This is a genomic window from Haloarchaeobius lipolyticus (genome assembly GCF_051208015.1).
Lineage (GTDB): Archaea > Halobacteriota > Halobacteria > Halobacteriales > Natrialbaceae > Haloarchaeobius.
The window spans coordinates 539,919-551,731 of the sequence record NZ_JBPKGF010000002.1; the positions used below are offsets into that span (position 1 = coordinate 539,919).

Consider the following 11,813-nt stretch of genomic DNA (forward strand, 5'->3'; position numbering starts at 1 on the left):
CTGTGGAAATGTATCGATATGCACGAAGAAGTTCTACTCCCCGGTGCACGGGACGTCCGCGGCGTCTGTGACCGGGCCGACGAGGAGACTCGCGCCGACGCCTGCGTCGTCGCCTGTCACCCGCACCCACAGCATGGCGGGAACAAGAGCGACCGCCGACTGGTCTCCCTCGGTGCGGCGCTGACCGAGCGGGGAGTCGACTGTCTCCGGTTCGACTACGGAGAGTGGGACGAGGGCTACGGCGAACTGGAAGACGCCCGGAACGCGGTCAGGTGGGCCGCCGAGCGCTACGACCGCGTCGGCCTGTTCGGCTACAGCTTCGGCGGCTGCATCGCCCTGCTGACGGCGGCGACCGTCGACGAGAACATCGCCGCGGTCTCCGTCCTGGCACCGGCGCCGAGACTCGCGGCCGACCTGGACGCGGTCGCAGCCCTCGACGAGATTCGCTGTCCGGTTCAGGTCTGTTACGGCGAGCGCGACGACCTGGTCGACTGGCGACCGGTCGTCGACGCGGCCGGCGAGCGCGGCTTCGAGACGCACGCGTTCGGCGCGGACCACCACTTCGTCGGTCAGCAGGAGAAGATCGCGGCCGTGGTAAGTGGATACCTCGTTCCCGTCCTGGGCGACTCGGCCTGAGGAAGACGCTGCCGCTCGCGTCTTCCACCCAAAGAGCCTACTGGACAGCCCGCGTACGCCCGCCAGATGTTTCGACCGGCCGTCGTCTGCTGTCTCGTCGTTTGCGTGACGACCGCCGGGTGCGGCTCGCTCGTCGCGGAGGAAACGGCGACCAGGGAACCGTTCTCGGTACCGGAGACGACGGAGCCACTCACCGACGGTCAGCTCGTTCCGGGACTGTGGCTCTCCGGGGCACTCGACGCAGCCGAACTCGCCGACAGCCATCGGGCGGTCGTCGGCGCAGACTCCCGAACCGTGCGACGCGTCCAGACGGTCAGTGACCCGAACGGGACACGCGTTGGTCGGGTGACCACGACTCTCCGCGTCGGGGAGAACGGGACGGCACTGTACACCGTCGTGACGACCGGAGACACGCACCCTGCGCTCGGGCTCGACACCGACGACCGGACCGTGTGGACGAACGGGTCCGTCACCCTGGTCAGGGCGCCCGATGGAACCGTGTTCTTCCACGAAGTGCGCAGGGACCTGCCGGGGGACGAGACGGGTGCTCGGTTCGTCGGGCAGTACCTCGCCCGGGCGACGGACGTGACCGTCGAGACTCGGTACTGGAACGGGGACTCGTACTACGGCGTGAACGCATCGTTACTACCCACTGAGACTACGGTACTACCCACAGAGACTACCCCAGGAGACGAATCGACGGGCGGGAAACTGGAGGCTGCGGTGGTCACCGAGGGCGCAGTCGCACGACTCACCGTCAGGGAATCGGTCACCGTCGAGGGAGAACCCGTCGCCCGCGTGACGCACCAGCTGGTCGGAGCCGTCGGAGGGACCCGAGTGGAGCGGCCGGACTGGGTGGTGGCTGCGCTGGACGAAAGGACCGACGGAACGGGTCCGTCGAACGTCTCACGAGGTCGTCGATGGCGGACGTCGGACCGACCGTCTGACGGTGTGAGAACTCAGCTGTCGGCCGTCAGTTCGCCGACCCGGTCGGCCGAGTAACCGAAGACGTGCGGGTAGCCATCCGTGGAGAGAAGCACGGGATAGAAGTCGTCCGTCGCGACCTGTTCCTGACCGTCGGCGGCCGCGAAGGTCGTTCCCGATTCGACACGCTCGAAGTTCTCGACGAAGACCTCGTACTCGTCCGCCTCGACCTTCGGAATCTGTTCACGGATCCGGAAGTGCGGAATGGCTCGCGCCGGCGCGTCGCCGGGTAGCGCGCCCGTCGCGGTGAGGAACGCCCGCGCCAACCGGTCTGCGTTCTCCGCGGCCCGTTCGGTCCCCTGCAGGCCGGCTTCGACCTCGATGACGTCGATGGCCGTGATGAGGCGACCGTCGACCGCCGGTCCGGTCTCGACGACCGAGGCGACCGGCAGCCGCGGGATGACGTCGCGGACGTACGGGGTCATCTCGTCGAAAACGGCGAAGGGTTCGGCGTGCGACCGCGTCGAGTGGATAGAGAACGTGAGACAGTTCTTGACCTCCTCGTAGAGCTCCGCCGCGAGTCGCCCCTCGTGCGTCTCGGCGTTCGGGTCACCGGGGAACGTCCGATTCATGTCCTCGTCGAGATAGCGAACGCCCGCCTCCAGCGCCTCCTCGTTGGCGATGACGAGCTTGACCGGCTTGTGAACCGGGGGCCGTTCTTCGATGAGTCGTTCGACTGCACGCACGCCACACGGCTCGTCTCCGTGGATGGCCGCGACGACTGCCAGGTTCGGCTCACCCTCGCCCAACTGTTCTACTCGCATCGACAGTAACCAGCCGGCACGGAGACAAAAACGGTACGATTCTCGACGCCGAACGGTCGCCTCACCGTCGCTCGGTCCGGTTTCCGGGAACGTAACTCATTCACTTATATCGTCTGCGTCGCCATCGCCAGCCGCGTCTGCGTCGTCACCATCGCCAGCCGCGTCTGCGTCGCCACTCCGGCCCCCTTCGTCGACGATCGCGTCCGGAATCGTCGACAGCGGTCCGAGCTTGCTCGCGCCGAATCCGACCATGTCGTCGTAGCCGTCCGTGGACATCAGGACCGGGTAGAAGTCGGTCTCGGCGCGGAGCTCGTGCTCGTCCCGTCGGGCGAACGCCGCCCCTCGTTCGACGAGTCGGAAGTTCTCTCCGAGGAACTCGTACTCACTGCCGTCGACCACCTCGTTCACCTCGAACACGGTCGGGTCCGAATCGACCCGTCGCCGGTCGACGGCACCCATCGCCGCGAGAACGTTCCAGACGAGTTGCTCGGCGGCGTCGGCTGCCGCGTCGGTTCCCTTGATACCGCACTCGACGGCCACTCCTTCGACGTGGCCGACCAGCCCACCCGGAACGTAGCTGATGTCGACCGCGTGGTCGACCCCACACGCGGCGAGGATTCGGCGGCTCGACTGACCGAGCTGCTGGTATAGCGCGAACGGTTCGGGCGTCGAGAGCGTCGAGTGCAGGTCGAGGACCGGGATATCTTCGAGTTCCTCGAGGAGTTCTGCAGCCAGCCGCCCCTCGTGGGTCGCCGCGTTCGGGTCCCCCGGGAACGCACGGTTGAGGTCCTCGTCGAGGTATCTGACGCCCCGCTCGACCGCCTCCTCGTTCGCGAGGACGGTGAGGAACGGCCGCCTGACGTCCGGGTCTGCCTCCCTGACGCGCTGTATCGCTCGTTCTCCGCAGACCTCGTCGCCGTGGACACAGGCGACGACCGCGACGACAGGCGTTCCCGACCCGAACTGGTGTACCTCCATCGAGAGGGACCTGCGGTTCGAACGACTTATCCGTTCCCACTCGACGTGGCGAAACACTTGAAAATAACGGGGAGAGAGTGTCAACAACCCGTATATGTCCAGAAAGGAATCCTGACCTTTATTAGCGTCTGCCGAAATGTAAACGGGTGATGAGAGATACCACGTCTCGAAGGCGGTTCCTGAAGCGTGCAGGAGCGAGTGCAGTGGCAGTATCACTCGCAGGGTGTACGACCGGTGGGGATTCGGAGAACACGACGACCGGCAGTGGTGACGGCGGGGACGGCAACACCACGACCGACGGCGGCGACGGTGGGGACGGCGGCGGCGAAGCCAAGGGCAAGTTCGAGGTAAGCATCACGCAGGGCAACATGCCCTCCGGCCTCGACCCCCACGACCACCGTGAGACCCCGACGGACGTCGTCATGCTCCACGTCTACGAGGGGCTGCTCACCCGCGACGCCAACGGCAAAATGAAGAAGGCGCTGGCGTCGGGCTACAAGCGCGTCGAGGGCGAGGCTGCCGTCGAGTTCGAGATCCGCTCGGACGTCTCGTTCCACAACGGCGACACGCTCAAAGCCGAGGACGCGGCCTACAGCATCAACCGTATCGTCAAGGAGGACGTCGGCTTCGCCAGTCCCCAGAGCGACCAGCTGGCGGGCGTCACCGGTGCGACGGCCGGCGACGGGAAGGTCACGGTCCAGACCGACGGCGTCAACCCCATCGTCTTCTCCGAATTCGCGACCTACTGCGACATCGTCCAGAAGTCGTGGATCGAGGGCCTGGAGCAGGCAGAGATATCGCAGGACATGAACGGGACCGGCCCGTTCAAGCTCGACTCCTACACCGAGGACGAGCAGGTCGTCCTGGTCCGCAACGAGGACTACTGGCAGGAGGTCGCCGACGTGTCGAAGGTCACCTTCACGGCCGCGAGCGAGTCGAGCACGCGCGTCAACCAGCTCGTCGCAGGCGAGACCGACGTCGTCGTCAACGTCCCGCCGCAGGACGTCCAGCGCGTCAACAACAACGACGGCACGTCGGTCAAGGCCGCGCCGAGTACGCGTATCATCTACAACGCGCTCCGGTACGACGTCGAGCCGTTCTCGTCCACGAAGTTCCGCCAGGCACTCAACTACGCCATCGACCTCGAATCCATCGTCAAGAACGTCCTCGGTGGCTTCGGCGCACAGACCGGACAGCCGACGCTCGAGAACTTCGTCGGACACAACCCCGACGTGGAACCGTATCCGTACGACAAGGCGAAGGCCGAGTCGCTGGTCGAGGCGAGCGGCCACGCCGGCGCGGAGATAGAACTCCACACGCCGTCGGGTCGGTACCTCAAGGACCTCGAAATCGCTCAGGCTGTCGCCGGCTACGTCGACGAACTGTCGAACGTCTCCGCGACGGTCAAACAGCGCGACTTCGGGTCGCTCGTCGACGAGCTGCTGACCGGCAACATCGAGGACAAGCCGAAGTGGTACCTCATCGGCTGGGGTGAGGCCACGTTCGAGGGCGCACTGGTCATGAAGGCGCTACTCGCCTCCGACGGCGCGCTCACCACCTGGAGCAACGAGGAGTTCGACTCGCTGCTCGAGAAGGCCGCCAACCAGACCGGTGACGCACGCGAGAAGACCCTGCAGGAGGCGAACGCACTCGCACACGAGGAGTGTCCCTGGATCTACCTCAACCGCCAGTTCAGCGTCTACGGCGTCAGCGACCGCATCGCGTGGGAACCCCGCTCCGACGAGCGCATCGACGCCTACGCGATGAGCAAGAAGTAACACGGCCCACACCACATGTCCCTCGCCCGTTTTCTGATCAAACGAGTATTGCAGGGGTTACTGGTAGTCTGGGGTGTCATCACGGTCGTCTTCGGCCTGCGTGTCATCGCCCCCGGAAACCCCGCGAACGTGCTGTTGCCCCCGGACGTCGCCCCTGAAACCCGCCGGAAGGTCATCGAGGAGATGGGGCTGAACGACCCGCTCCCTGTTCAGTACATGGAGCTGTTGCTCGACGTCCCGACGGGCGACTTCGGGACGTCGCTGACGAACAACACGCCCGTGCTCACCCGCGTCGCGCGGACGCTGCCGGCGACGCTCGAACTCGCCGTCGCGGCGACCATCGTCGCTGTCGTCATCGCCATCCCGCTCGGCGTCATCAGCGCGACCCGCCGCCACGAGCCACCGGACTATCTGGCGACCGTCTTCTCACTCGGCGGCATCTCGACGCCGAACTTCTGGCTCGGTGTGATGCTCGTCGTCGTGTTCGCGGTCCAGTTCGGCTGGTTCCAGACGAGTGGCCGGGAGATCGGCTTCCCGACCGTGGTGTCTCTCCTGTTCTCGGGAGACCCCGGTGCAGCGTGGACTGGGTTCGTCCGGTGGCTGAGCTACATCACGCTCCCTGCAATCACGCTCGGGACGTACTTCACGGCACTCATCACGCGACTGACGCGGAGTGGGATGCTCGAGGAACTCGGTCAATCCTACGTCCGCGCCTCGCGGGCGAAGGGGCTCCCGGAGACGCTCGTGCGCTACAAGCACGTCCTTCGGAACACCCTCATCCCCATCATCACGGTCCTCGGATTACAGCTCGGGTCGCTCATCGGCGGCGCGGTCATCACGGAGTCCGTCTTCGCGTGGCCAGGGCTCGGGACCGTACTCATCAAGAGTATCAACGCACGTGACTGGCCGATGGTCCAGGGCTCGCTGATCATCATCGCGATCGGCTTCGTCCTCGTGAACATCGCCGTCGACGCACTGTACGCGTACATCAATCCACGGGTGGGCTTCGACTGATGACAGGAGACGACGAACGCGGCTGGCCGGCGAAGGCGGTCTCGGCACTCCTGCCCTCGCCCCGGACGCGCAAGAACCTGAAACGCGAGCTGAACCGGAACGCGCTCGCGAAACTCGGTATCGCAATCGTGGTGCTCGTGGTGCTCGTAGCGGTGTTCGCACCGTTCCTCGCACCGTACAACCCACAGAAACAGAACCTCGAGGAGGCGCGGAGTCCGCCGCTCGGCTTCTCCTCGGAGACGACGAAGGAGGTGACGGTGAAGGAGAACGGCAGCGTCGTCATCGAGAACGGCGTGATACAGACGGAGAACAAGACCGTCTACGAGAACGCCACGCTGGCGCATCCGCTCGGAACCGACGGCAACGGTCGCGACATCCTGTCGCGCATCATCTACGGCTCTCGCGTGTCGTTGCTCGTCGGCATCTCCGGCACCGTCCTCGCGGCGCTGCTCGGCGTGACCGTCGGCCTGACCGCGGGCTACTTCCGCGGCCGGGTCGACGACGCCCTGATGCGGGGCGCTGACGTGATGCTGGCGTTCCCGTCCCTCGTGCTGGCCATCGCGCTGGTCGGCGTCTGGGGACAAGCGGAGGTGCCGGTTCCAGACCCATTCGTCGAGCTCGGAATCGCCGGCGTGTTCCGCGACGCGCTCGGCATGGCCGGGCCGATGCCCGACCAGACGGTGATTCCCGGCACGGTCATCGTCGTCGTCGCCCTCGTCAACTGGGTGTGGTTCGCTCGCGTCTCGCGTGGCGAGGCACTCAGTCTGCGCGAGGAGTCGTACGTCAAGGCGGCGCGGTCGATGGGCGCGAGCGACGCGACCATCCTCCTGCGCCACATCCTGCCGAACGCCATCACCCCCATCCTGGTGCTCGCGACCATCCAGGTTGCGGCCATCATCCTGCTGGAGAGCGCACTGTCGTTCCTCGGCTTCTCCGCGGCGAACGTGTCGTGGGGCTTCGACATCGCGCTCGGCCGGCAGTACCAGACATCGGCGTGGTGGATCGCCGCCATGCCCGGCCTGGCGATCGTCTTCACGGTCATCGGGCTGAACCTCGTCGGTGACTGGCTCAGGGACGCCCTCGACCCCGGTATCGAGGGGGAGGGTGGCGTATGAGCCGCGACCTGCTCCGCGTCGAGGACCTCTCGACGCGGTTCTTCACCGAGGAGGGTCAGGTCAACGCCTGTGAATCCGTCTCGTTCACCCTGGAGGAGAACGAGATACTCGGCATCGTCGGCGAATCCGGCTCCGGCAAGTCCGTGACCGCACTGTCGGTCATCGACCTCGTCGACTCACCCGGTCGCGTCACCGGCGGTCAGGTCTGGCTCCGCAAGCCCGACCTGGCGGACGAGTTCCGCGAGAAGGAGCCGGCCGCGGTCGACGGCGAGTTCGTCGACCTCCGCCAGCTCCCGAAGGGCGTCCGTCGGTCGCTCCGCGGTCCGACGTTCAGCACCATCTTCCAGGACCCGATGAGCAGCTTCAACCCCTCGATAACCGTCGGCGAGCAGATAGCCGAAGCCGTCGAGGTCCAGCGCCGGGCCGACTCCAACCCGCGGAGCACCCGCTCGCGGTCGCAGGGCTACGGCATGGGGAAGCTCCTCACCGACACGCTCCTGCCGAGTCGCTCCTACACGAGCGATGCGAGTCACGAGCGCGCCATCGAACTGCTCGACCAGGTCGGCATCCCCGACCCGGCCGAGCGCGCCGAACAGCACCCGCACGAGTTCTCGGGCGGGATGCTCCAGCGTGCGATGGTCGCCCAGGCGCTCGCCGGCGAGCCCGATGTGCTCATCGCGGACGAGCCGACGACGGCGCTCGACGTGACCATCCAGGCGCAGATTCTGGACCTGCTGCGCGACATCCAGCAGGAACGCGGCATGAGCATCGTCATGATCACGCACGACCTCGGCGTCGTCGCCCGGATGTGTGACCACGTCGTGGTCATGTACGCGGGCGAGGTCGTCGAGCGCGGCTCGCTCGAGGCCGTCTTCGACAGCCCGACGCACCCCTACACGCAGGGGCTGCTCGGCTCGCTGCCGGACCTCGACGAGCCCGACTCGCGGCTCGACCCCATCCCGGGGAACGTCCCGAGCCTGCTCGACAGCGAGATGGGCGAGCGCTGTTACTTCGCCGACCGCTGTCCGAAGGCGATGGAGTCGTGTCTCTCCCATCCGGAGCACCGCGCCGTCGACGACACCAGCGACGACCAGCACACAGTCCGGTGCGTGCTCGCAGACCGGGAGTACGACGAGAGCGAGGCCCTGCCCGAGGGCTACTTCGACGGTGATTCCGATGAGTGACCCACTGCTGCGCGTGACCGACCTGGAGAAGTACTACTACGAGAACGACACCCTCATCGACCGGCTGCTCGGCAACGACGTACAGAGCGTCAAGGCGGTCGACGGCGTCTCCTTCGACGTCGAAGAGGGCGAGACGCTCGGCCTCGTCGGCGAGTCCGGCTGTGGCAAGTCCACCACGAGCGAGACGGTCCTCCGGCTCCGCGAGGCGACCGGCGGCACCGTCGAGTTCGACGGGAAGAACGTCTTCGAGATGGACGACGCGGAGCTGAAGCAGTTCCGCCGGAACGCCCAGATCGTCTTCCAGGACCCGTTCTCCAGTCTCGACCCGCGGATGACCATCGGCGAGATAATCACCGAGAGCCTGCGCATCCACGGCCTCGCAGACCGCGAGGAGCGCCGCGAACGCGCCGCCGACCTGCTCGAACGCGTCGGTCTCTCGGCCAATCACGTCGACCGCTACCCGCACGAGTTCTCCGGCGGCCAGCGCCAGCGCATCGGCATCGCCCGCGCCATCGCGCTCGACCCCGAGTTCATCGTGCTCGACGAACCCGTCTCGGCGCTCGACGTGAGCGTCCAGGCGCAGGTGCTCAACCTCCTGCAGGACCTGCAGGACGAGTTCGGCCTGACCTACCTGTTCGTCGCCCACGACCTCTCCGTGGTTCGGCACATCTCCGACCGCGTGGCCGTGATGTACCTCGGCGAGATCGTCGAGACCGGCCCCGTCGACGAGATATTCGAGGACCCACAGCACCCCTACACGGAGGCGCTGCTGGAGTCGGTCCCGCGACCGAGCGTCGAGGAGTACGGCCGCCGCGGCGACGTGCTCGAGGGCGACGTGCCCTCGCCGCGTAACCCGCCGAGCGGCTGCCGGTTCCACACCCGGTGTCCGTACGCGACCGAGGCGTGCAAGGCCCAGACGCCGCCAGCCTACGAGACCGGCGAGAAGCACGCGGCGACCTGCTTCCGGCTCGACCCGGACCACGAGTACTGGGACAGCGAGACGCTCGCGCACGCCGAGGAGGAAGCGCTCGAGCAGTCGGCCGTCAGCGGCGACGACTAGTCGGAGTTCAGGGTTTCCGGCACGATTTTTTCGATTTTTGTGTCGAGGAGGAGCAGGTGCAATTGTGGCGCGATAGTTCGAGCAACTCCTTGGCGCGCGCTTTCGAGCGTGTCAGGTGCCACCCTGACCGCGAGATGTAGCCGCGCGAGGGGCGAGCACCGCAGCGGAGCGAGGAGCGCAGTCGGCTGGGGAGGGTGAGGTTCTGTCTCTCGTTTCCATCGTGATTCGTGAACTGCCCGTAGATTACTCGAATCACACAGTTCCGAAACCACTGTTCCCTCAGTCCGGGTAGGCGATTCCCAGTTCTATCACTCGTCCCTCGTATCGAACGTACCAGCGGCCCTCGTGCCTCGGGACATCAGCGAGTGCGTCGAGAACGGTCTGACGCTGGGCCGGGGTCAGCGATGTCCGAGAGCGGTTCGTCGTCGCCGCCTCTTCGAGGACGGTCGCCAGTGGTTCGGTGTCGGTCAGTCCGGCAGCCTCTGCGTCGACGACGGTCGCGTTCGTCGGCGGCTCCGGTTCGACGTCTGCCATCAGGATTCCGCGGTCGTCCGTGCCCGGTTCAGTGGTTCCACCACCGAGACAGCCTGCTGTGAGGAGGACCAGTCCGACGAAGAGGAACCGCGACGCGAGAGACCAGTTCATGAACACGTCGATTCGGTGACTGTACGAGTGCTTTGTGCTGGGTGCAGTCAGAGGCAGTCCCGGAGATCCGGGTGCTCAGCCAGTGAATCGACCTCCACGGCCCCCTCCGAAACGACCGTTGCTCGCGTCCGCTGCCACTGCTCGTGCCGACAGAGGACGTAGACCGGAATCTCCTCGACACCGAGTATCGACGCGACGATGAGCCGCCCGTATCCCTCGTTCCATAGCAGTTCGCCGTGGCGGCCGATACCGAGGAGTGGTTCGAGGCTGTGGACGTACTCGCCCCAGGTCTGGGGGTCGCGATTCGTCAAGTGGTTCGGGCGGTAGCCGTCCTCCCGCATCGACTCGTACAACTGCTCGTGGCTCTCACGTCTGTCCGCCCAGAACGACTCGAAGTCGTCGAAGCCCCGAGGGACCGGGCCGTCGCCGTATCTGGCCCGCAGGTCCTCGTAGTAGACCGTCTCCTCCCACTCGCGGCCGTCAACGAATCGCTGGACGAGTCCACGATAGCGGGCGAGTTTTCGAATTTCGCCGCGGTGTTTCGGCTGGTCCCAGTCGCCGCCGGCGACGCGACCGAGGCCCCACGGGAGTTCGACCGCCGTGGTGTACTGCGTGACCTCGGTCGGGTCGACCCAGATGACGTCCCACGGGTCGGTGACTGCGTCGTATCGGAGTCGATTTCGCAGGTGATGGAGGCGGGTGAACAGCCGGAACTGCTCGGCGAGGGGAATCGGCTGATTCTGGAGAAGATACGCGCGGGCTCGGCGGGCGAGTTCGGGAGGGAACGAACCGAAGAGCGCGGATAGGCCGCCTTGCTGGAGAAGCGGTGGCGAGAGTGTGTCACGCGGCGACATCGAGGGCCCGTTACACCCCCTTTCGATACTCGTATCGTTCGACACCGAACTGCTCGTCTTCGTGAGTCGCAAATCGCTCGAATCCCTCGCCTTCGTAGAATCTGACCCCGACCTCGTTATCACCGAGTACCGAGACTCGCAGTTCGTCGGTACCTTCCGGTAGATTCGCTTCGACGTGAGCGAGTAGCTGGTGTCCGATGCCGTCTCCCCAGTAGTCAGGGTGGAGGTAGATTCGGTAGAGGTGATGGGTTGCGTCTTCCTCGTGGTCCGGCATCGCCTCGACGAATCCGACGACCTCGTCGGCCACCACCACGACCGAGAACAGCCGCTCTTCGGGGTGAATATCCTGCGTGACGAGCTGGTCGGGGTCGTACCAGTTCTGAACGATATTGTCAGTGCTCTCAGGACCAAGAATGGAGTCGTAGACCGCGTGGCAGGCGGCGTCGGCGACGCGCTGGATGGCCGGTGTGTCAGATTCGGTCGCTTCGCGGATAGTCACCGAGTCGGTCATCGTCCGTGCTTTTCGTGGCTCCCAGAAGAAGGGAGGGGATCGTATGTGAGAGTGTTACACAGCACTTCGTCGGACGGGCTGTTGGTTAGTTCGACGAGCGGACCACGACTCACGACGGAAACGAGAACCGCCCCGCACAGCAGCCTCTCCCTCCCCAGCCGACTCGCTCGACTCCACTCCGTTCCGTCTCACTCGCCCCTCGCGCGCTTTCGACGCCCGACCCTCACTGGCTCACGGCTCATTCTCGCGGGCAGTAGCCCGCTCGAATGGTTCGCGGAACTCCGTTCCGC

The 11,813-nt window shown here is 65.9% G+C and carries 12 protein-coding genes; 7 read left to right on the forward strand and 5 right to left on the reverse strand.

Annotation, left to right across the window (positions count from 1 at the left end):
• Positions 1-18: 18 nt before the first annotated feature.
• Together ACSC1Y_RS05790 and ACSC1Y_RS05795 are read left to right on the forward strand one after the other, a co-directional pair.
• Positions 19-636, forward strand: a complete 618-nt coding sequence (locus ACSC1Y_RS05790) for an alpha/beta hydrolase (RefSeq protein ID WP_435333742.1) — start codon at positions 19-21, stop codon at positions 634-636.
• Positions 637-702: 66 nt separating this feature from the next.
• Complete coding sequence (locus ACSC1Y_RS05795) at positions 703-1,638, forward strand: hypothetical protein (RefSeq protein ID WP_435333743.1); 936 nt, start codon at positions 703-705, stop codon at positions 1,636-1,638.
• Here ACSC1Y_RS05795 and ACSC1Y_RS05800 read toward each other — a convergent pair.
• Both ACSC1Y_RS05800 and ACSC1Y_RS05805 read right to left on the reverse strand, forming a co-directional pair.
• Positions 1,596-2,384, reverse strand: coding sequence for a M14 family metallopeptidase (locus ACSC1Y_RS05800; protein WP_435333744.1), 789 nt, complete (start codon positions 2,382-2,384; stop codon positions 1,596-1,598). The genes ACSC1Y_RS05795 and ACSC1Y_RS05800 overlap by 43 nt on opposite strands.
• 96 nt (positions 2,385-2,480) lie before the next feature.
• Positions 2,481-3,362: a M14 family metallopeptidase gene (locus ACSC1Y_RS05805; protein ID WP_435333745.1), complete on the reverse strand. Its 882-nt coding sequence runs from the start codon at positions 3,360-3,362 to the stop codon at positions 2,481-2,483.
• Between the two features lie 149 nt (positions 3,363-3,511).
• On the opposite strand from ACSC1Y_RS05805, the gene ACSC1Y_RS05810 reads away from it, so the two are divergent.
• From ACSC1Y_RS05810 to ACSC1Y_RS05830, 5 genes are read left to right on the forward strand one after another with little or no spacing between them, the layout of a single operon-like run.
• Complete coding sequence (locus tag ACSC1Y_RS05810) at positions 3,512-5,140, forward strand: ABC transporter substrate-binding protein (protein WP_435333746.1); 1,629 nt, start codon at positions 3,512-3,514, stop codon at positions 5,138-5,140.
• A gap of 15 nt (positions 5,141-5,155) precedes the next feature.
• Positions 5,156-6,154, forward strand: coding sequence for an ABC transporter permease (locus ACSC1Y_RS05815; RefSeq protein ID WP_435333747.1), 999 nt, complete (start codon positions 5,156-5,158; stop codon positions 6,152-6,154).
• Between the two features lie 50 nt (positions 6,155-6,204).
• Positions 6,205-7,269, forward strand: a complete 1,065-nt coding sequence (locus ACSC1Y_RS05820; RefSeq protein ID WP_435334644.1) for an ABC transporter permease — start codon at positions 6,205-6,207, stop codon at positions 7,267-7,269.
• Complete coding sequence (locus tag ACSC1Y_RS05825; protein ID WP_435333748.1) at positions 7,266-8,453, forward strand: ABC transporter ATP-binding protein; 1,188 nt, start codon at positions 7,266-7,268, stop codon at positions 8,451-8,453. The genes ACSC1Y_RS05820 and ACSC1Y_RS05825 overlap by 4 nt, the downstream gene beginning before the upstream one ends.
• Entirely contained in the window at positions 8,446-9,513 is a 1,068-nt protein-coding gene (locus ACSC1Y_RS05830) for an ABC transporter ATP-binding protein (protein ID WP_435333749.1), read from the forward strand. Before ACSC1Y_RS05825 ends, ACSC1Y_RS05830 begins: the two co-directional genes overlap by 8 nt.
• A 279-nt stretch (positions 9,514-9,792) precedes the next feature.
• Here the strand turns inward: ACSC1Y_RS05830 and ACSC1Y_RS05835 are convergent, their stop codons facing one another.
• Genes ACSC1Y_RS05835 through ACSC1Y_RS05845 form a run of 3 tightly spaced genes read right to left on the reverse strand, consistent with a single transcriptional unit; the run spans position 9,793 to position 11,523 of the window.
• Positions 9,793-10,158, reverse strand: a complete 366-nt coding sequence (locus tag ACSC1Y_RS05835) for a hypothetical protein (protein ID WP_435333750.1) — start codon at positions 10,156-10,158, stop codon at positions 9,793-9,795.
• A 47-nt stretch (positions 10,159-10,205) separates the two neighbouring features.
• Positions 10,206-11,012, reverse strand: a complete 807-nt coding sequence (locus ACSC1Y_RS05840; RefSeq protein WP_435333751.1) for a hypothetical protein — start codon at positions 11,010-11,012, stop codon at positions 10,206-10,208.
• Between the two features lie 10 nt (positions 11,013-11,022).
• Positions 11,023-11,523, reverse strand: coding sequence for a GNAT family N-acetyltransferase (locus tag ACSC1Y_RS05845; RefSeq protein ID WP_435333752.1), 501 nt, complete (start codon positions 11,521-11,523; stop codon positions 11,023-11,025).
• Positions 11,524-11,813 lie beyond the last annotated feature (290 nt).

Excerpts from the sequence above, each read along its gene's own strand:
- ACSC1Y_RS05790 (WP_435333742.1), top strand. The coding sequence starts at position 19 with ATGCACGAAGAAGTTCTACTCCCCGGTGCACGGGACGTCCGCGGCGTC.
- ACSC1Y_RS05795 (WP_435333743.1), top strand. The coding sequence starts at position 703 with ATGTTTCGACCGGCCGTCGTCTGCTGTCTCGTCGTTTGCGTGACGACC.
- ACSC1Y_RS05800 (WP_435333744.1), bottom strand. The coding sequence starts at position 2,384 with ATGCGAGTAGAACAGTTGGGCGAGGGTGAGCCGAACCTGGCAGTCGTC.
- ACSC1Y_RS05805 (WP_435333745.1), bottom strand. The coding sequence starts at position 3,362 with ATGGAGGTACACCAGTTCGGGTCGGGAACGCCTGTCGTCGCGGTCGTC.
- ACSC1Y_RS05810 (WP_435333746.1), top strand. The coding sequence starts at position 3,512 with ATGAGAGATACCACGTCTCGAAGGCGGTTCCTGAAGCGTGCAGGAGCG.
- ACSC1Y_RS05815 (WP_435333747.1), top strand. The coding sequence starts at position 5,156 with ATGTCCCTCGCCCGTTTTCTGATCAAACGAGTATTGCAGGGGTTACTG.
- ACSC1Y_RS05825 (WP_435333748.1), top strand. The coding sequence starts at position 7,266 with ATGAGCCGCGACCTGCTCCGCGTCGAGGACCTCTCGACGCGGTTCTTC.
- ACSC1Y_RS05830 (WP_435333749.1), top strand. The coding sequence starts at position 8,446 with ATGAGTGACCCACTGCTGCGCGTGACCGACCTGGAGAAGTACTACTAC.
- ACSC1Y_RS05835 (WP_435333750.1), bottom strand. The coding sequence starts at position 10,158 with ATGAACTGGTCTCTCGCGTCGCGGTTCCTCTTCGTCGGACTGGTCCTC.
- ACSC1Y_RS05840 (WP_435333751.1), bottom strand. The coding sequence starts at position 11,012 with ATGTCGCCGCGTGACACACTCTCGCCACCGCTTCTCCAGCAAGGCGGC.
- ACSC1Y_RS05845 (WP_435333752.1), bottom strand. The coding sequence starts at position 11,523 with ATGACCGACTCGGTGACTATCCGCGAAGCGACCGAATCTGACACACCG.